This is a genomic window from Candidatus Polarisedimenticolia bacterium (genome assembly GCA_035764505.1).
Taxonomy (GTDB): Bacteria; Acidobacteriota; Polarisedimenticolia; order Gp22-AA2; family AA152; genus AA152.
Genome location: DASTZC010000009.1, coordinates 1 through 21,327, shown reverse-complemented (window position 1 = coordinate 21,327; position 21,327 = coordinate 1). Strand labels below are relative to the sequence as shown.

At 64.2% G+C, this 21,327-nt stretch carries 8 protein-coding genes; 7 read left to right on the top strand and 1 reads right to left on the bottom strand.

Annotation, left to right across the window (positions count from 1 at the left end; genetic code table 11):
* The first annotated feature begins 231 nt into the window (after positions 1-231).
* The 7 genes from VFW45_00465 to VFW45_00435 all read left to right on the top strand — a co-directional run bounded on the left by VFW45_00465 (position 232) and on the right by VFW45_00435 (position 19,320).
* Positions 232-6,726 (top strand): Calx-beta domain-containing protein, encoded by a 6,495-nt coding sequence (locus VFW45_00465; protein ID HEU5179236.1) that lies wholly within the window; start codon positions 232-234, stop codon positions 6,724-6,726.
* A gap of 1,158 nt (positions 6,727-7,884) precedes the next feature.
* Positions 7,885-11,886, top strand: a complete 4,002-nt coding sequence (locus VFW45_00460; GenBank protein HEU5179235.1) for a DUF4215 domain-containing protein — start codon at positions 7,885-7,887, stop codon at positions 11,884-11,886.
* Between the two features lie 299 nt (positions 11,887-12,185).
* Complete coding sequence (locus VFW45_00455; protein HEU5179234.1) at positions 12,186-13,316, top strand: acyl-CoA dehydrogenase family protein; 1,131 nt, start codon at positions 12,186-12,188, stop codon at positions 13,314-13,316.
* A 16-nt stretch (positions 13,317-13,332) separates the two neighbouring features.
* The gene (locus VFW45_00450; protein ID HEU5179233.1) at positions 13,333-14,187 is read left to right on the top strand and encodes a PhnD/SsuA/transferrin family substrate-binding protein; all 855 of its coding nucleotides are present in this window, start codon (positions 13,333-13,335) and stop codon (positions 14,185-14,187) included.
* Positions 14,184-15,398: a ferritin-like domain-containing protein gene (locus tag VFW45_00445; protein ID HEU5179232.1), complete on the top strand. Its 1,215-nt coding sequence runs from the start codon at positions 14,184-14,186 to the stop codon at positions 15,396-15,398. Before VFW45_00450 ends, VFW45_00445 begins: the two co-directional genes overlap by 4 nt.
* A gap of 27 nt (positions 15,399-15,425) precedes the next feature.
* The gene (locus VFW45_00440) at positions 15,426-15,986 is read left to right on the top strand and encodes a hypothetical protein (protein HEU5179231.1); all 561 of its coding nucleotides are present in this window, start codon (positions 15,426-15,428) and stop codon (positions 15,984-15,986) included.
* Between the two features lie 826 nt (positions 15,987-16,812).
* Positions 16,813-19,320 carry a DUF4215 domain-containing protein gene (locus tag VFW45_00435; GenBank protein ID HEU5179230.1) on the top strand — a complete coding sequence of 836 codons (2,508 nt, stop codon included), beginning with the start codon at positions 16,813-16,815 and terminating at the stop codon, positions 19,318-19,320.
* 221 nt (positions 19,321-19,541) lie between these two features.
* Here VFW45_00435 and VFW45_00430 read toward each other — a convergent pair.
* Positions 19,542-21,327: PKD domain-containing protein (locus tag VFW45_00430; GenBank protein ID HEU5179229.1), on the bottom strand; the 1,786-nt coding region annotated here is incomplete at its 5' end.

The following is a 21,327-nucleotide window of genomic DNA, read 5'->3' as shown; positions in this document are numbered from 1 at the left end:
TCAAGACCAGGTCCTCATGGTCGCCGTGTCCGGCCCCCGCAGGTCGTGCCGGGACGCAAACCCTGTATTCGTCAAGACTAAACAGCCCGTGCCTCGGCCCCTCCAGCAAGCCTCTCCCTCCGGAACCGGCTCCGGCAGCGAATTTCCAACGAAAGTGTGTTGCAAAGCCGCTGCTCAAAGGCCTAGAATGCCGCTTCCAGCTTGGCAAAAGCACATTTCTTGGAGCGCGGTATGCGACCCGTCCGGGATGCCGTCCGGGTGTTGCTGGTCACGGTTCTCCTCGGCCAGGGAGCAACCGCTCAGTCCCGCCAGCTCACCTTCGAAGAACGGGTTCGGGCGCAGGAAGCGATCGAGCGCCTCAATTACTCCCACCAGATTGGCGCGAGCCTGCCCTTCGAGGAAGCGATCCCCAGGTCGCTTCTGGAGAAGAAGGTCACCACCTACCTGAAGCAATCGGCCGCTCTCGAGATGTTCTGGAAGAGTCCTGTCTCCAGCGAGCAGCTGCGGCGGGAGCTGGAGCGCATGGCGGCCAACAGCCGCATGCCGGAGCGGCTGCAGCAGCTTTACGCCGTTCTGGGCAACGACCCCTTTCTGATAGAAGAGACCGTCGCGCGTCCCGCCCTGGTCGATCGCCTGACGCGCAGCTTCTTTGCCATGGACGCCGGGATCCATGCCGAGGAGCGGGCGCAGGCGGAGGCGCTTCAAGACGATCTGCTGCACGGGCGCCTGGATCCCATGTCGGACTCTCCCGCGCGGAGCGTGCTCGAGGTATCGCACGGTCATGCCGGGGCACCGGAATCCGGGCGTCTCGAGCTGACACCGGAAGGATTCGAAAAGTTCAAATCACAACTACCGAGAAACGTGGGCGACATCGGACGGGTGGAGGACACACGCGAGTCCTTCCTGATCCGCGTGCCGCTCGACAAGAGCAGCGACTCCGCCAAGGTCGCGACCTTCACGGTAGCAAAGCTCGGCTGGGACGAGTGGTGGAGCTCGGTCGAGGATCGTCTCGACGCGTCGTCGGTGGAAGCAGTCGCCGCGCAGACGGAACGGCTCCCCGAGACGGCCCCGGCGCAATTGGAAAGCGCCGCGTCGAGCTGCATTCCTGACGACACCTGGGACAACGGGGCCCTGGAGGAGCTGCCCGACGGCCGGTCGGGACATACGGCGGTCTGGACCGGAAGTGTCATGATCGTCTGGGGTGGCCAGTATCCTTTGAACATTCTTACCAACGTCAACACGGGCGGCCGCTACGATCCCGCCACGGACACCTGGACCCCGGTTTCACCCATCAAAGCCCCCGCCAATCGATATGGACACACCGCCATATGGACGGGAGATCGCATGGTGGTTTGGGGAGGCTTCGAGGTGGGTAACGGGCCCACGAACACCGGGGGCCGCTACGATCCCGCCACCGACACCTGGGCGACCGTTTCGACGACCAATGCCCCTCCCGCTCGCCGTGCGCACACGGCCGTGTGGACGGGCGGAGTCATGATCGTCTGGGGAGGCCTCGACGATGATTTGGTGGCCTCCACGACCGGCGGCCGCTACAACCCGGCGACCAACAGCTGGACTCCCGTCTCGACGCTGAATGCTCCGAGCGCCATCGGCCACACCGCGGTGTGGACCGGCACTCAAATGATTGTCTGGGGAGGGACGGCGTCGCCCGTCGGCGGCCGCTACAACCTGCAAACGGACACCTGGACTCCAACGACCTCGGACGTCAGTGCTCTTTCGAATCGGACCAGCCACAGCGCTGTCTGGACGGGAAGTCGCATGGTGGTGTGGGGTGGAAACGGCGACGACATCACCGACACCGGGGGTCTCTACGATCCCGTGGCAGACAGCTGGACTCCCACGAATACTTTGAACGAGCCTCTGCTTCGCTATGGCCATACCGCGGAGTGGACCGGATCGGAGATGCTCGTGTGGGGCGGTTTCGCATCGGGTACCGGCTTCCTCAATACCGGCGGACGATTCAATCCTGTCACCAATACCTGGAGCGCATTGTCGTCCTCCAATGCGCCCTTGGGTCGCGTCGGTCACACGGCCGTCTGGACAGGCAGCCGCATGATCGTATGGGGCGGAAACGACTCACAGGGGTACTTTCAAACCGGCGGGCGGTACAATCCGGCATCCAACTCCTGGACTCCCACCTCCACGGCGGACGCGCTGCCGATTCGCAACAGCCATACGGCGATCTGGACAGGCACGAAGATGATTGTGTGGGGCGGGCTGGATGTCTCCGTCCCGCTCAAGACGGGTGGCTGGTTCGATCCCGTAACGGCCCAGTGGACTCCGCTGTCGACGACCAATGCCCCGGCAGCGCGCTACGCCCACACCGCCGTGTGGACCGGGCGCGAGATGATCGTCTGGGGCGGACAATCCAGCGCATCCACGGTACTCGGCACGGGGGGTCGCTACAACCCCCTGACAGACACCTGGACGACAACTTCCACGACCGGCGCGCCGCAGGCTCGCGCCTTTCACACCGCTGCCTGGACCGGCCGCGAGATGGTCGTCTGGGGCGGTTCCGTCCTGCCCCTTGCCTATCCGAGCAGCGGCGCCCGCTACGATCCGGTGAAAGATCAGTGGACGCCAACCTCCCAGACAAATGCCCCCGCGGGGCGCGCGGATCACACGGCGGTGTGGAGCGGCTCGGTCATGATCGTGTGGGGCGGTCGCAACAGCAATGGCGCCTTGCAGACCGGCGCTCGATACAACCCTTCCCTTGACCTATGGACGGCGACCTCGATGGCGGGTGCTCCACCAGCCAGCTACGAGCACACGGCCATCTGGACGGGAAGCAAGATGATCGTCTGGGGCGGAAGCAACAATCCCGCGACCGCCTTTAACACGGGGGGCCGCTACGATCCCCTCACCGACAGCTGGCAGCTCACCTCCACGACGAACGCCCCCACGGGCCGCGCCGACCATACGGCGTTGTGGACCGGCTCGGTCATGCTCGTGTGGGGCGGATTCGACGGTGCCGCCAACACCAATACGGGGGGTCGATACGATCCGGGCACCGATACGTGGAGCGCCACGTCGATTCTCGGCGCCCCCGGGGCACGTGCGCATCACAGCGCGATCTGGACGGGGAGCACCATGATCGTCTGGGGCGGCGGACCCTCCGATGAATCGGGAGGCGCGGCTTACGCCCTTGGCCAGGGTGCGGACAATGACGGCGACGGCTCGAGTGAATGCGCGGGGGATTGCAACGATGCCGATGCCTCCATCCATCCTGGAGCTGAGGAACCGTGCGACGGACTGGACCACAACTGCGACGGAGTCGTCCAGTCCTGCGCTTCGTCGGATCTGGCGATTTACCTTGCGGGGAGTCCCAATCCGGTGGGAGTAGGCGCCACGTTGACCGACACTCTCACCGTTCTCAACGCCGGACCTGGCACCGCCAACAGCATCGTCGTAACGGAAACGGTTCCTCCCGGCGCGGTCTTCCTGTGCGCATCGGGAACGGGCGCTTGTGGATTGGCCAACGGCTGGACCTGCGGCCAGAGCGCCGGTGGCGTCACCTGCACGAGGCCAACGCTCGCTTTGGGCGCGGCGCCGAACATCATCATCCAGATGACGGCTCCCGCGGCGGGTCCTCTCGTCAGCACCGCGACGGTTTCGGCCAGCGAATTCGATCCGGTGGCCGGCAACAATTTAGACACTGAATCGACCGCTCTGTTGGTCGACGTGCTGCAATTCAGCGCGCCCCAATACCAGGTGGTGGAAGGGATCTCGAGCGCCACCATCATGGTGCAGCGGCTCAATACGACCCAGTCCACCGTCGGCGTGAGCTACTCAACCAGTAACGGAAGCGCGACGGCCGGCTCGGACTACACGACGGCATCGGGAACCCTCACGTTTGGACCCGGCATTGCCAGCCAGACCTTTACGGTCCCGATACTCAACGACCACCTGCCTGAAAGCGACGAGACGGTGAATCTGTCGCTGAGCGCGCCCACCGGCGGAGCCTCTCTGGGCAGCCCGAGTGCCGCGGTCCTGACGATCCGGGACGTCGTAAAGGTACAGTTCAGCGCGGCGACCTACAGCGTCAGTGAAGCCAGCGCGACGGCGACCGTGACGGTGACACGCACCGGAGGGTCGGCGGGCACCGTGACTGTGAACTATGCGGTGAGCAACGGGTCGGCCCAGGCCGGCGCTGACTTCACGGCGGTCTCGGGGACCCTCAGCTTCGGTGCCGGTGTGCTGAGCAAGACGTTCACCGTGCCGATTCTGAACGATGCGGTCGATGAATTCGACGAGACGGTATCCCTGACGCTCAGCAATCCGACCGGGGCTGCGATGCTCGGGTCACCTGCCGCAGCGGTGCTGACGATCGGCGACAACGATGTGGGCGGCGTGCTGAAATTCAGCGCTGCCACCTACACCGTCAGTGAAGCCACCGCCAGCGTGACGATCACGGTGACGCGCAGCGGCGGCGCGGCGAGCGGCGTCACGGTCGACTACTCCACGAGCGGCGGCACCGCCACGGCGGGGTCGGATTACACCTTGGCCAACGGAACTCTGACCTTCGGGGCGGGGGTCACCAGCAAGACCTTCACGGTGCCGATCCTGAACGACACGCGGGACGAGGCCAACGAGACGGTCAGCCTGACGCTGAGCAATTCCGCCGGCGGTGCGACTCTGGGAACTCCCAATCCCTCGACCTTGACCATCACCGACAACGATGTGGGCGGTACGCTGAAGCTGAGTGCCGCGACCTATAGCGCCGGTGAGGCGGGCGGAAACGCGACGATCACGGTGACGCGGTCGGGCGGAGCGGCCAGCGGCGTGACGGTGCACTATGAGACGGGCAACGGCACGGCCACGGCCGGATCCGATTATTCATCCACTTCGGGGAACTTGACCTTCGCGGCGGGTGAAACCACCAAGACCTTCGCGGTGCCGATCCTGAACGATGGATTGGGCGAAGGCAACGAGACGGTCAACCTGACGCTGAGCAACCCGACGGGCGGCGCCACGCTGGCGACTCCCAATGCGGCGGTGTTGACGATCGTGGATGACGAGGTGGTGCTGCAGTTCAGCGCCTCGAGCTATAGCGTCACGGAGAATACGACCAACGCGTCGATCACCGTGGCGCGCTCGGGCCCTACCACCAGCGCAGTGAGCGTGGGCTATTCGATGAGCAGTGGAACGGCCACCTCGGGCGTGGACTACACGGCGGTCAGCGGGACCGTGAGTCTTGGGGTGGGGGTTACCAGCAAGACGTTCACCGTGCCGATCCTGGGCGACACGCTCGATGAAGCCGACGAGACGGTCAACCTGACCTTGTCAGGCCCAACAGGGGGAGCCCTTCTCGGCCCGCGCAGCGCGGCGGTGCTGACGATCACGGACAACGACGTGGGTGGTGCGCTGAAATTCAGCGTGGCGGCCTACACCGTGAGCGAGGCCACCGCGACCGCGACGGTGACCGTGACCCGCAGCGGCGGGACGGCGAGCGGCGTGACGGTGGACTATGCCACGAGCAACGGCACCGGCACGGTCGGGTCCGATTACACTGCCGCCGCGGGGACCCTGAGCTTCGGCTCCGGAGTGACCAGCAAGACCTTCACGGTGCCGATCCTGCCCGACACGCTGGACGAGGCGAACGAGACGATCCTCCTGACGCTGAGCAATCCGACGGGTGGCGCGACGTTGACCACTCCCAATCCCGCGACGCTGACGATCACCGACAACGACGTGGGAGGAGCTCTGAAGTTCAGCGCGGCGACCTACAACGTCGGCGAAGCAGGGGGAAGCGCGACGATCACCGTGACCCGCAGCGGCGGGACGGCCAGCGGGGTCACGGTGGAGTATGGCACGAGCGATGGAACTGCCACGGCCGGCTCGGACTACAGCCACACCGAGGGAACGCTCGCTTTCGGGGCGGGCGAACTGAGCAAAACGTTCACCGTGCCGGTTCTGAATGATGGTTTGGGCGAAGGGAACGAGACGGTGAATCTGGCGCTGAGCGACCCTACGGGCGGAGCCACGCTGGCGACTCCCAATGCGGCAGCGCTGACGATTGCGGATGACGAGGTCGTTCTGCAGTTCAGCGCCGCAACCTACAGCGTCACGGAGGGTGCCGTGAACGCCACGATCACCGTCGTGCGCTCGGGTCCGACGGCCGCGGCAATAGGCGTCAACTACTCCGTGAGCGATGGAAGCGCCACCGCCGGGGCGGACTACAAGACGGTATCGGGGACGGTGAGCCTGGGGGCCGGCATCTCCAGCAAGACGTTCGTCGTGCCGATCCTCTCCGACACGCTCGATGAGGCGAACGAGACGGTGAACCTGGCGCTGAGCGGTCCGACGGGCGGAGCCCTTCTGGGTCCGCGCAGCGCGGCGGTGCTGACGATCACGGATAACGATGTGGGGGGTGCGCTGAAGTTCAGCGCGGCAACCTACAGCGTCGGTGAAGGCAGCGCGTCCGTGACGATTACCGTGTCGCGGACGGGTGGCACGGCGAGCGGCGTGACCGTTGATTACACCACCGGTGGCGGCACCGCCACAGCCGGCGTGGACTATACGGGCAGCTCGGGAACTTTGATCTTCGCCTCGGGTCAAACCAGCAGGACCTTCACCGTCATCATTCTGCCGGATACGCTGGACGAGCCCAATGAGACGGTGAGTCTGACGCTGAGCAACCCGACAGGCGGGGCCACGCTGGCGACTCCCAACCCTGCCTTGCTCACGATCACCGACAACGACTGATCGCTTCTCCACTGAAATCACTCCGCCGCCTCCCAGGACGCCCGAAGTGACACCACAGCTCCTGGATTGCCTTCCAGCCTGCAAGAGCAGTTATGGGGCTAATAACTCGTCAGTGAGTTCATAGCGCCCAATTCATTAAAGTAGAACCGACCTATTTTTTTTGCAGTCTGAATAGCGGACGCACTATGGATCAGCGCGGCCGCAACCTCTCGAAAAACCCACAATCAAATCCTGAATAACCTTGACCGGGTCTGCAATTTGGGCATACAGTGCGGCCACTCTCGTTTTCTGAATGGGGTGCTCTTCAGTCGTCAAGTTGTCTGGTTGCCGGTCGGGAACTCGCCGTGCTGTGCGTCATCCTCTCTTTCATGATGTGGCGTTCCCGCAAACCATCATTCCAGAATTGATAGCTTGCGTTTCACGAGGTCAGGTGCTGACAGCTATCGAGGCGATGGCCGTGAATCGACACCCGGTCTCGTTTTCCATCACGTTGAGTTCAATCGTGAGGCGTGTTTTCGATTTCGTCGCGCGATAGATGGACGCGGAAGGATTGGCGGAAGAGCAGGCAGGAGACGGGCGTTGTTCCTCGGCACCGTCGGATGGAGGAAGGCGGGGAGCGAAACCCGTAGATGATCCCGGTCAACATCAACGGAGCTGCAAACGGGGGTACCAATGGCAAGCGGAGAACCAGGCTGTCGAAGCAATAGGACCGTGAGATTCTCTAAGCGAGCGATCCGACCGCTCTCGGGGCTGTTGGTTGCAATGATGGCCCTGGTCGGCGGGCAGGCGGCGTGGGCGCACCAAAGCCCCGCAGGCTGTACCGGGAACCAGCTCGATATAAGCCTCTTGAAAGACAAGACCCTTATCGTGAGCGGGGAAACCGTTACCTACACCGTTGTGGCTAGAAACGATTCCCCGACGGCTTGCGATGTCACCGGTGCCACGATCACGTTTCACTGTCCGGCGGCGGACGGAACCCCCACGGGGGCTGCAACGACCTGTGGTCCGGCCAACGCTGACTTCTTTGTACCGTTCGCGCCTGTCAACCTGTGCGTCGTTCCTTGCACCGTCACTGTGAACCCCGGAGTTGTTCTGGCCACGGCCGGTGTGACCGGATCCGGGACACTGCATGACATTCCGGACAGCGATGTCGACATCGTGAACATCAACCGGACGGTGTCGGTCAATGTCAAGATTTGCGGCGACGGCGCCATCAACCAGACCTGCGAGACCTGTGACACCAACGCCTTCCCGGCCAACGCTCCCTCCAGCCACGGGGCCTGCCGGACGGGCGGTGAGTGCGGATCGACCAGCTGCACGTTCTGCGGCGACGGCATCGTCAATGGCGGCGAGCAGTGCGACGACGGCAACAACATCGACACCGACGGCTGCCGGAACAGCTGCGTATTGCCGATCTGCGGCGATTCGATCGTCGGGAACACGCCGGGCGAGACCTGCGATCCTCCCGGGAATCCCGCCGGCAACAATGGCAATAGCTGCCGCGAGGACTGCACGGTGTGCGGTGACGCGGTCCAACAACCCGGGGAGATGTGCGACGACGGCAACGGCGTGGATACCGACGGGTGCCGGAACAACTGCACTCTGCCAATCTGCGGCGACAGCATCGTTGGAAACACACCGGGTGAGACCTGCGACCCGCCCGGGTCCATTCCGACGGTGCCTGCTGGCAACACGAACGCGTGCCGGCCTCTCGGCGATGCTCAGTGCACCTACTGCGGCGATAACGTCGTCAACGACGGCGAGCAGTGTGACGACGGCAACCACGTCGACACGGATGGCTGCCACAACGACTGCACCTTGCCCAGCTGCGGCGACGGCATCATCAACCAGGAGTGCGAGACCTGCGACACCGGCGCCTTCCCGGCCGGCGCGCCCTCCAGCCACGGCGAGTGCCGTACCGGCCCTTGCGGGAGCCCTGGCTGTACCTTCTGCGGCGATCACATCGTCAACGGCGGAGAGGAGTGCGACGACGGCAACAACATCGACACGGATGGCTGCCACAACAACTGCACCTTGCCCACCTGCGGCGACGGCATCGTGGGCAATACACCGGGCGAGACCTGCGATCCTCCCGGGTCCACGCCAACGGTACCTGCCGGCAATACGAACACGTGCCGGCCCCTCGGCGACGCTCAGTGCACCTACTGCGGCGATAACGTCGTCAACGACGGCGAGCAGTGCGACGATGGCAACCACGTCGACACGGATGGCTGCCACAATGACTGCACCTTGCCGAGCTGCGGCGACGGGATGATCAACCAGTCGGGGTGCGCTGAGACCTGTGACACCAACGCCTTCCCGGCCGGTGCTCCTTCGAGCCACGGCACGTGCCGCCCCGGCCCCTGTGGGAATCCTGCCGCCTGCACCTTCTGCGGCGATAACATGGTCAACGGCGATGAGCAGTGCGACGACGGCAACAACGTCGACACGGATGGCTGCCGCAATAACTGCACTTTGCCGACCTGCGGCGACGGGATCGTAGGCAACACGCCGAACGAGACCTGCGATCCTCCCGGGACTCCCGCCGGCAACAATGGCAACAACTGCCGCGAAGACTGCACGGTGTGCGGTGACGGTGTCCAGCAAACCGGGGAGATGTGCGACGACGGCAACGGCGTGGATACCGACGGCTGCCGGAACAACTGCACTCTCCCGACCTGCGGCGACAGCATCCTTGGAAACACACCGGGTGAGACCTGCGACCCACCCGGGTCCACGCCGGCGACACCTCCGGGAAACACGAACGTGTGCCGGCCCCTCGGCGAAGCTCAGTGCACCTACTGCGGCGATAACCTCGTCAACGACGGCGAGCAGTGTGACGACGGCAACCACGTCGACACGGATGGCTGCCGTAATGACTGCACGCTGCCAAGCTGCGGTGACGGGCTCATCAACGAGGAGTGCGAGAAGTGCGACGGCAACGCCTTCCCGGCCAGCGCCCCGGGGACCCACGGCGTGTGCCGGACAGGACCCTGCGGAACCCCGGGCTGCACGTTCTGCGGGGACGGCATCGTCAACGGCGACGAGCAGTGCGACGACGGCAACGCGGTGGATACCGACGGCTGCCGGAACAGCTGCACCCTGCCAAGCTGCGGCGACGGGATCGTCGGAAACTCGCCGGGTGAAACCTGCGATCCTCCGGGAGCTCCCGCCGGCAACAATGGCAACAACTGCCGCGACAACTGCACGGTGTGCGGCGACAACCACGTGGATGACGGCGAGCAGTGCGACGACGGCAACGGGGTGGATACCGACGGCTGCCGGAACAACTGCACGCTACCAAGCTGCGGCGATGGCCTGATCAACAATTCGGGATGCGGGGAGACCTGTGACACCAACACCTTCCCGGGCACTGCTCCCGCCACCCACGGCCCGTGCCGCCCCGGCCCCTGCGGGCAGCCTGCCGCCTGCACGTTCTGCGGGGACGGCATCGTCAACGACGGCGAGCAGTGCGACGACGGCAACGCGGTCGACACCGACAGCTGCAGCAACAGCTGCACATTCCTAGAGTGCGGTGACGGGATCGTCGGAAACACGCCGGGCGAGACCTGCGATCCTCCCGGGACGCCCGCCGGCGGCAATGGCAACAACTGCCGCAACAACTGCACGGTGTGCGGCGACAATCACGTGGATGCCGGCGAGCAGTGCGACGACGGCAACGGCGTGGATACCGACGGCTGCCGGAACAACTGCACGCTGCCGGGATGTTCCGTGGTCATCGCCAAGACCGTGGCACCGGATGACGGCAGCGGTGGCGGGACGGCCTGTGACGGCACGGCCGATGGGCCTTTTGTGGAGGCCGTTACCGTCGACCAGAAGACCTGTGTCGTTTACCAGATCTGCGTGACCAACACGGGTCAGCAGGTTCTCGATGGAAACGGTGTAAAGGTCAGCGATCCGGTTCTCGGAACCGTGAATTTCGAATTTGGGACGATCGCAGTCGGTGCGCCTCCCGTCTGCAAGCTGGCGCCGGGTGTCATCACCGCGCCAGATTGCACGGGTGGCAATCCGGCGGGTACGTCGTGCCTCTGCTCGGACGTGGCGGGCGTCAATACCGCCACAATCACTTCCGCCATCTGCCAAGCGAACAACCAGGACGCCTGTAGCCAGCCAGGCTCCGACTGCTCGGACACGGCCATTGTGGCCTGCCTCGGGCCGGGAACCTGCCGCATGACCGGCGGACACAACTTCGATGTCGTGGACGCCCAGTTCAATGAGAACGGCAAGGTTTACACGACGGGCGGTCAGATCGGCGCACCGAACGAGAGTGGCTGCTGCGACCTGCCGCCGAAGGGCAAATGCGTCGCAGGCAAGTGCACGGGTGGGGCGAATGGTGGCGACACGTGCTCGACCAACAGCGATTGCCCGAACGACCCCGGACGGAATTCTCACTGTCCGTGGGGCGATTGGGAGCACAACCACCACAGCGGGCCGGACGACAGTGGCAGCTTGAGGGGTGGAGCCTTTGCGTTCCATTCGGGTACGGCTGCTTCGCCGGATGATGCGTTCATCAAGAGCGTCCTGTGCGCCGACCCCGGCTGGTGCGTGCAGGCACGGCCGGCCCCCTTCAAGCAGATCTTCTGGGAAGGCACCGGTGTTTTCCACAACGAGAGGATCAAGGGTAAGGATGTTCCGCTTCCCAATTTCAGGGCGTGCGGTGCGAATCAGCCTGTACCGTACAGCAAGGACGGCGGAACACTCCACTACTACAAGGCCCACGTCAGTGATTTCGGCGAGCCTGCGGGCATCTTCCAGAAGCCCGTGGGGGCCTGCAGGATGGATGAGTCCTGCACCAGTAAGGAGCCCAATGGCGTAGTTGAAATCAACGACTGCGAGTTGGGTGATGTGTGCCTGGTCGATTCAGTGGCCGATCCTGTGAAGACGGCGCTGCATCCACTCTGCCTGGCACAGACCTGTTCCGACTGCCCTGACGCGTATGAGATCGAGATCCACTGCACGGAGGATCCGAGCTCGCCGGTCGCCTACCGGGTCTCGCATTTCATCCGGGAAGGGAACTTCCAGCTTCATCCGTCGGTCGGGGATTCGTGCAACCCGCAGTGTGGCGATGGGGTGTGCGATCCAGGGGCAACCGGTACGGCCGAGACTTGCCAGTCCTGTCCGGCAGATTGTTGCCCATGATTGGCTGACAGGCGTCGACCGGGCTATCGCAGAGAGTCCGGTAGGCCGTAGATTAGGGGCGCACCGCTTATTCGCGGTGCGCCCCTTTTTTTACTCGCGCCTTCGTGTAAACTGGCTGCCCCCGATGTATTGCGCTTCAGGCATGAGATGAAAGGCATGTGGATCGAACTGAAGAAGACCTGATCCAGCCAACGGCCTGAGGGACTCAGGCCCTGCCGCCGGCTGTCCCGCCGCAGACGCTGATCGCCCGCTCGAGCCAGCGCCTGCGGTGAAGGCGCTCGGCCCGTGGAGCGGAAGCGATGGTCAAGCTCGACCCCGAGATTCAGAAAAAGCTCGATACGATCTCCACAGGAGTCGTCGCCGACCACGCCGAGGAGGTCGACCGCGACGGCGCGTTCCCGCAGGCCGCCATGGAGGCGATCGCGGCGGCCGGTCTCTACGGCCTGATTAGCGCGCGCGAGGTTGGAGGGCTGGGCTACGGGCCGGGCGCTGCGGCAGCCGCGATCCAGCGCGTGGCTCAGGAGTGCGGATCCACCGCGATGGTCCTCGCCATGCATTACGCCGGGGCCGCGGTGATCGAGAAGTACGGCCCGGATCCGGTGCGCCGAGACATCGCGAAGGGCAAGCACCTGAGCACCCTCGCATTTTCCGAGTCCGGCTCGCGCAGCAATTTCTGGGTGCCAACGAGCACGGCGAAGGCCGCCGGCGGGCGTGTGGTGCTCGACGCGGAGAAGAGCTGGGTCACCTCGGCCGGACAGGCGACCGCCTACGTCTGGTCGAGCCGGCCGGTCGATGCCGAGGGGCTGAGCACGCTGTGGCTCGTCCCGGCGAATGCCACGGGGCTCGCGGTGCCGCGCCCGTACAACGGACTGGGGCTGCGCGGAAACGACTCTCGCCCGGTGACGGCAAAGCAGGTCGCGATCGAAGAGGCGCAGCGCCTCGGCGACGACGGCGCAGGTTTCGCGCTCATGATGGAAACGGTCCTCCCCTACTTCAACTTGATGAACGCCGCGTTCTCCGTGGGGTTGATGGAAGCGGCTACGACCCGCACGGCGGCGCACGCGTCAGGGTGCCGGTATACCCACGTGGACGCATCGCTGGCGGACCTGCCAACGATCCGCGCCACCATCGCGCGCATGCGCGTGCGAACCGACATGTCACGGGCGCTGTTGCTCGACTCGATCGAGGCGGTCGAGACCGGTCGGCAGGATGCGATGCTGCGCGTCCTCGAGTGCAAGGCGGCGGCGGGAGAAACCGCGCTCGACGTGGTCGCGGCCGCGATGCGCGTGTGCGGCGGCGCCGCGTTCCGCAAGGACGTCGGCGTCGAGCGCTATTTTCGCGACGCACAGGCGGCCAATGTCATGGCGCCGACGACCGACCAGCTTTACGACTTCATTGGAAAGGCCGTCTGCGGACTCCCGCTTTTCTAGCGGGGCAGGAGGGGGCGTGGAAACATTGATCCTCGGCGCGGTCGCCTACGACCCGAAGGTCGTGACGATCTGGGAAGGGTTCAAGCAGTATTTCGTCGAGCGCGGGCTTTCGTTCGACTTCGTCCTGTATTCCAACTATGAGCGGCAGGTCGAGGGACAGCTCACGGGCGAGGTTCAGGTCGCCTGGAACTCACCGCTTGCCTGGATCGAGGCGGAGCGGGCTGCACGAGCGCGAGGGCGCAAGGCCACCGCCGTCGCGATGCGCGACACCGATCGCGACCTGACGTCTGTGGTGGTCGTTCGGGCGGATGCGCCGATCCGGACGTTTTCCGACCTGGCGGGAAGGACGGTCGCCGTCGGAGCATCGGACTCGCCTCAGGCGACGCTCATCCCGCTCCTTGCGATCGCCAAGGCCGGATTGAAGCCAGGGGTGGACTTGAGGGTCCTGGGCCACGATTTCCTCGTCGGCAAGCATGGCGATCACATCGGCGGCGAGCGCGATGCGGCCCGCGCCCTGATCGCCGGCAAGGCGGACGCCGCCTGCATGATCGACGGAAACCATCTCGCTTTCACCCAGGAAGGGACGCTGCCGGCGGGATCGACACGGATCCTCGCGCAGACCGCCCCTTACGATCACTGCAACTTCACGGTGCTGGACGGTGTTCCCACTCCGCCGCTCGCCCGGTTCACCGAGCTGCTGCTCGCCATGTCGTACGATGACCCCGCCGTTCGCGCGCTGCTCGACATGGAGGGATTGAAGCAGTGGTTGCCCGGGCGCGTGAACGGCTACGCGCAGCTGAATCGCGCGGTCGACGCGTTCGGCACCCTCGATGCCTGGCTCGAGCGCATGGAGGCGGGAGCAACGCAATGACCGGTATCCCGGGAATCGAGCTCGGCGCCCTGGGTCTCGATCGTGGCGCACATCTTCTCTTGAAGCACGCGTTGCGGCAGATCCCCGTGGGGGCGCCACTCGACGTGTTCGGATCGCACCAGGACCTTGCGGTTCACCTGCGCGCCTGGTGCAGGGCGCAGGGACATGAGATCACGCTGTTTCCCGACGGCCAGGGGTCCGGGCCGGCCGCGCGCATCGTGCGGGGTTCGGCCGAGACCGGACGCTGGAAAGGAGCCGAGTCCGCGGGGGCTCCTGACCGCACGCTGCCGGGCGGTGTGGTCGACAAGCCGCCGGCGCGCTGGGGTCTCGCGGCGCGCGGCGCGAAGGTCGAGGCCGGCGGCCCTGCCTTCGATTTTCCGTTGTCCGACAAGGATGTCGTCTGGGCGGACGAAGCGGCCGCGCTCTATGCGCAGGCCGCGGCGGCGCAGTGGGATCCCGCCACGGCAGTCGATTGGACCGCGCCCATCACGCACCCGCCGGAAATCGAAGACGCCGTCGTCCAGGTGATGACCTTTCTCGTCGAGAACGAGACCGCGGCGCTCATCGTGCCCGCAAGCTTCCTCGCAAAGATCCATCCTCACTTCCGCGAGGTCTTGCAGCTGCTGGCGATTCAGGCGGCCGACGAGGCGCGCCACATCGAGTGCTTCACTCGCCGCGCCCTGCTCGTGCGGAAGGACATGGGCCTCTCGACGGTCGGCGGCCAGGAATCGTTGAAGACGCTCCTCGAGGAACCCGACTTCGCGCTGGCGTTCTTCCTGCTCTCCGTCCTCGGCGAAGGGTCCTTTCTGTCGCTGCTGTGGTTTCTGCACGAGAGCGCCCCCGATCCGGTCACGCGTGAGGTTTGCCGCCTCGCGGCGCAGGACGAGGCCCGCCATGTGGCCTTCGGCCTGGCGCATCTGCGCCGTCACATGGGACTGGACCCGGGGCTGCGCCCACGCCTTGCCGCCGCCGTCGAGCGCCGTCACGAGGCGCTGCGGAACACCGACGGGCTGAACGAGGAAGTCTTCGATGCGCTGGTACTCCTCGCGGCGGGTTCGTGGGAGATTGAAGATCTTGGGACGGGGCACGACCGGGTCGTGGCACTTCGGAAGGAGATGGACCTCGGACGCCGCCAGCGCCTCGAGAAGTTGGGCTTCCCTGTCGACGAGGCCGAGGCGCTTTCCGCGCTGCACACGCGTAACTTCATGTAGGTGACGTCATCGCAAGGAGGAGGACCGATGCTCGCACGTGTTTCGAACCCAGGAGTATTCGTGATGCTGGCTTGCGGTCTCCTCATGGCGGGCACGCAATCCGCAACGGCCCAAGCGCTGTGTCCCGTGGCCGTGGCCGTGGCCGACGTCCGGGCCTTCGATGCGGGATTCCTGCGCGATCCAAAAGCCATCACGATCCAAGCTGACCTTGGCGCCTTCAACGGCTCGCTTCCGGGAGGCACCTGGCGCACGCCGAACCCCGGCGGGATCGCCTGGGATGGCATCGCGCTCGAAGGCGTCTCGTTCACGCGGGACACCGAGATGGAGTCCGGACCGAACCTCCACACTTTCAATGTAGAGGTGGCTCTCCGCGCTTGGGGCAGCGTGGTCACGGATCTCGAATTCATCGCGGTCGACGGCGAGCGCTCTCTGTCCTTGGGCGCGCTCACCGGCATCGCCGTTCATTGCGAAGCGACAAGCGTTTCACGGAAATTCTCAATCTCCGACCGTGACTTCGTGTCGTTTTTCGCAGGAGAGAAGGCCCCTACGCTGCGGGTCAGGCGAACGACCCGCCCCGACGGTTGCTGAGGGCGGCTCCAAAACGAGCCGGGACCAGCCGGGATCTTCATGGAGGAAGTTGCAAACTTGTAAGAAATCGCGGTCTGGCGGGTCGGCACGGCAGGTCGCGTCGCAGGAATTACCAAAACAGTCATGAAAAGCCGAATAATTCGGAGGGAATTCATGGCGGCCGGTTCATTAAGGCTGACGAGGCTTCCCCGCTATTACAGTTTTGAAAATGGGACTCCCGGCCGCCCTCCTCGACCATCAGGGGAGCTGGGAATCGTAGCCAAAGCCTCTCAAAAAGATTCTGCGACCAAATCCCGGATTATCTTGACTGGGCGCCCATTTTAAGCATAGAGTGCGCTCATTCTTTTCGCTGAAATCTGGGTTTTGTTCAGGGACGTGGTGTCGCTTTGCCGATCAGGTACTCACCGTGCTATGCGCTTCTTCCCTCTCGCGTTGTCTCGTTTCCAAAAACGATCATCACAGATTGCTTTCGTTTCGCCGAGTCATGGTTCCGGTAGCTATTGCTGAGATCGTGAATCGTTATCCGGTCTCGTTCCAGACCACCCGAGGTGAATCGCCATCGCGGAAGCAGAACTCCTGACTGCGCCGTTTATCTGGTCAACCCGGAAGGGTTCTTGAAAACCAGGTGGGATGGCCTCGGCACCGTCAGTGAAGAAAGGAGGAGGAGGGGGTACGAAACCGTACGTCGCGTATTCGTGAGCCGATTATTTAATATCAACGGGTACAAACGGGGGTGTTAAAAATGGCAAGAGGAGAACCAAGCTGTCGAAGGAATGGGACCGCATTTAAGCGTACGAGCCGACTGCTCGCGGGCCTGTTGGTTGGAATGGTGGCCCTGATCGGCGGACAGGCCGCATGGGCACACCAGAACCCAGCGGGTTGTACCGGGAACCAGCTCGACGTAAGCCTCTTGAAGGACAAGACGTCTATCGTCAGCGGTGAGACCGTGACCTACACCGTCGTGGCCAGGAACGATTCCCCGACGGCTTGCGATGTCACCGGTGCCACGATCACGTTTCACTGTCCGGCGGCGGACGGAACCCCCACGGGGGCTTCGACGGTCTGTGCGTCCAACGCCGATTTCCTGGTGCCTTTCGCGCCGGTCAACCTGTGCGTCGTTCCTTGCACCGTCACCGTGAACCCCGGAGTTACTCTGGCCACGGCCGGTGTGACCGGGGCCGGGACGCTGCATGACATTCCGGACAGCGATATCGACGTAGTGAACATCAACCGGACGGTGTCGGTCCAGGTCAAGATTTGCGGCGATGGCACCATCAACCAGACCTGCGAGACCTGCGACACCAGCGCCTTCCCGGCCAACGCTCCCTCCAGCCACGGGGCCTGCCGGACGGGCGGTGAATGCGGCACGACCAGCTGCACGTTCTGCGGTGACGGCATCGTCAATGGCGGCGAGCAGTGCGACGACGGCAACAACGTCGACACCGACACCTGCCGGAACAACTGCCTCTTGCCGATCTGCGGCGACAGTATCGTGGGCAACACACCGAATGAGACCTGCGATCCTCCCGGGACGCCTGCCGGCAACAATGGCAATACCTGCCGCGGCGACTGCACGGTGTGCGGTGACGGCATCGTGAACGACGGCGAGCAGTGCGACGACGGCAACGGGGTGGATACCGACGCCTGCAATAACAGCTGCACACCGCCTATCTGCGGCGATAACGTCATCAACAATTCGGGCTGCGGGGAGACCTGCGACACCAACACCTTCCCGGGCAATGCTCCTGCCACCCACGGCCCATGCCGCCCCGGCCCCTGCGGGCAGCCTGCCGCCTGCACCTTCTGCGGCGATGGCATCGTCAACGGCGGCGAGCAGTGCGACGACGGCAACAACGTCGACACCGATAGCTGCCAGAATAACTGCACGCCTCCCCTGCGCTGTTCGGTGGTCATCGACAAGACCGTGGCACCGGACGACGGCATCGGCGGTGGAACTGCGTGTGACGGCAATCCGGATGGACCTTTCTCGGATAACGTTACGGTCGATCAGGCCGCCTGTGTGGTTTACAAGATCTGCGTGCAAAACACGGGTCTGCAGGTCCTCAACGGAAACGGCGTCAAGGTTAATGATCCGGTTCTCGGGACCGTGAACCTCGACTACGGGACGATCAACCCGGGTCAGACCATCTGCAAGCAGACGACAGGTTTCTTCACGGCACCCAATTGCACAGGCGGCAACCCAGCTGGCACGTCGTGCCTCTGCACCGAGGTGGCGGGCATCAATACGGCCACCATCTCTTCCGCCATCTGTCAGGCCTCCCAAGAGAACGCCTGTACTCAGCCGGGCTCTGACTGCACGGACACGGCCAACGTGGCCTGCCTCGCTCCGGGATCCTGCCGCATGACCGGTGGACACAATTACGATGTCGTGGACGCCGAGTTCGATGAGAACGGCAAGGTCTACACGACGGGCGGTCAGATCGGCGCCCCGAACGAGTCCGGTTGCTGCGACTTGCCGCCGAAGGGCAAGTGCGTAGACGGCAAGTGCACGGGTGGGTTGAATGGCGGCGACTCTTGCGCGACCAACGACGATTGCCCGAACGACCCCGGACGGAATTCCCACTGTCCGTGGGGCGATTGGGAGCACAACCACCACAGCGGGCCGGACGATAGTGGCAGCGTGAAGAGTGGAAGCTTTGCCTTCCATTCGGGTACGGCTGCAGCGCCGAACGAGGCGTTCATTTCCAGCGTCCAGTGCTCCGACCCCGGCTGGTGCGTGCAGGCACGGCCGGCGCCCTTCAAGCAGATCTACTGGGAAGGCACCGGTGTGTTCCACAACAACAAGGACAAGAGCAAGGACATCCCGATCCCCTTCTTCGGTGCCTGCGGTGCGAATCAGCCGGTGGCATGGAGCAACAAGGTCAACGGGACGCTCCACTACTACAAGGCCCACGTCAGTGACTTCGGCGAGCCTGCGGGCATCTTCCAGAAGCCTGTGGGGGCCTGTAAGATGGACGAGTCCTGCGCCAGTAAGGAGCCCAATGGTGTAGTTGAAATCAACAACTGCGAGTTGGGCAATGAGTGCCTGATCGACTCAGTGGCAGATCCTGTGAAGACGGCTCTGCATCCACTGTGCCAGGCACAGACCTGCTCGGAATGCCCTGACGCGTATGAGATCGAGATCCACTGCAGCGCGGATCCGAGCTCGCCGGTCGCGTACCGGGTGTCGCACTTCATCAGGGAAGGAAACTTCCAGCTCCATCCGCCGGTCGGGGATTCTTGCAACCCCGAGTGTGGTGATGGGGTGTGCGATCCCGGCGTAACGGGCACGGCCGAAACCTGCCAGTCCTGTTCGATTGATTGCTGCCCCTAACGGGGGGGACAGGTGTGACCGGACCTGGCAAAGGGTCCGGTAGGCAGTAGAAGGAAAAGTCCCAGGGGGCGCACCGCGGACACGCGGTGCGCCCCTGAAGGACGAGCGCAATCGGGCGCCCAACTTATCGGGCGCCCCTTTTTTTGCCCAAATGAAAAGGGGCGCCCCTTGAGAGGACGCCCCTTGATCGTGCGAGCCAGGCTCGGATGGCCTGGAAAGTCTCAGGGCCCGAATTTCACCAGGTAGCCGTCGATATTCCCCGGGCTCAGCAGCTGGCCTCCGCCGAAATCGACTCCTTGGAAGAAGTCTCCCACCGCGATGATGTTGCCTCCTGCATCCATGGCAATGGCGTCTCCATGATCGTCATAGAGAACCCCGAAGCGCTTCGACCACAGGTGCGCGCCGGAGGCTGAGAACTTCGCGGCGAAAATGTCGTAGCTTCCCGTCTCGGCCAGGGGTCCCCCGCCGAAATCCACGGGCCCCAGGATGCTTCCCGTCAACGCGATGTTGCCGGAGGCATCCAGCGCGACTCCACGAGAGACATCTCCATACCCGTAAGTCGTTCCGAAAACCTTGGACCAGGCGTGGGCGCCGTCGCTCGAGTACTTGGCGAGAAAGATGTCGCTGCCTCCGGTGCTGACCTGTGCTCCACCACCGAAGTCGGCCGTCGCGTTGAAGTACCCGGTCACCACGACTTCTCCGGTTCCGGCCACCGCGATCCCTGTGCCTCGATCATCGCTCGCGCCACCGAAGCGCTTGGACCAGACATGCGTCCCCGACGCCGAATACTTCATCAGGAAAATGTCGGTACCGCCCGTGCTGGTCAGCGAGCCGCCCCCGAAGTTCACAGCGTTTTGGAAGTAGCCGGTCACGACGACGTTGCCACCGCTATCCATCCCGACGCTGAACCCCGTGTCCTGACCGGTTCCACCCATGGCCCTGGACCACACGTGATCGCCCGAAGCGGAGAACTTCGCAACGAAGATGTCCTGTCCGCCAACGCTGGTCAACCGTCCGCCGCCGAAGTCGGTGGTGGCGTCGCCGAAATACCCGAAGTATCCCGTCAGAGCCATGTCTCCGTTGCCCGCTACCGCGATCCCATAGCCCACCTCGTTGCCCGTGCCGCCAAAGCGCTTGGACCACAGGTGAGCTCCCGAGGAGGAGTACTTGGCGAGGAAGATGTCGGTTCCACCGGCACTCGTCAGGCCGCCTCCGCCGAAATCTACGGTCCCCGAGAATTGGCCGATGACGACAACGTTGCCGCTGCTGTCCACCCCGATGCCGTAGCCAATGTCGCTACCGGTGGACCCGAAGCTCCTGGACCACTGGTAAGCTCCCGAAGAAGAGTACTTCGCGATGAAGATGTCCTTGTCGCCCGTGCTGCTCAAAGCCGCCCCGCCGACGGTCACTCTACCTTCCAATTGACCGGCGATGAATACGTTGCCGCTGGCGTCGGCGACGACGGCATTGACGATCACCGAATCGCTCAGGGTTGAGCCCCCGAGCCGCGTCGACCACAAGTGTTGACCGCTTGCCGCCGTCTGGACGGTCACAAATGCCGTATCGCTGGCCCTGGCCCCGGAATTGTCCGTGACGGTCAAGGTGACTGTCTTGGTTCCGGAAGTCGAGTAGGCGTGGCTAGCGGAGATGCCTGTCCCCGAAGCTCCGTCACCGAAATCCCATGCATAAGAGCTGATCGTTCCATCGGAATCCGACGAGCCGGAGCCATTGAAGGTGACGGCTGTCCCCACGCTGGTGGTCTGGTCAAGACCGGCGTAGGCGATAGGTGGCAGGTTTGCACAGGCCGGCGTGGTGGCGCTCGCCGCGGTGCTCGGAGCCGAGATGTTTCCGGCATTGTCATATGCCGCGACGGTGAACGAGTAGCCGGTGGAGGCCGACAGAGAGGTGCTGCTGTAGGAAGCTACGGTGGTCGTAGCGATCTGCACTCCGCCGCGATACACCCTGTAGCCGGCAAGCCCCGACCCGCCCGTGTCGCTGGATCCCGTC

Bases quoted from the DNA above. Each gene is read 5' to 3' on its own strand.
- VFW45_00435 (HEU5179230.1), top strand. From the start codon at position 16,813: ATGGTGGCCCTGATCGGCGGACAGGCCGCATGGGCACACCAGAACCCA.
- VFW45_00465 (HEU5179236.1), top strand. From the start codon at position 232: ATGCGACCCGTCCGGGATGCCGTCCGGGTGTTGCTGGTCACGGTTCTC.
- VFW45_00455 (HEU5179234.1), top strand. From the start codon at position 12,186: ATGGTCAAGCTCGACCCCGAGATTCAGAAAAAGCTCGATACGATCTCC.
- VFW45_00440 (HEU5179231.1), top strand. From the start codon at position 15,426: ATGCTCGCACGTGTTTCGAACCCAGGAGTATTCGTGATGCTGGCTTGC.
- VFW45_00445 (HEU5179232.1), top strand. From the start codon at position 14,184: ATGACCGGTATCCCGGGAATCGAGCTCGGCGCCCTGGGTCTCGATCGT.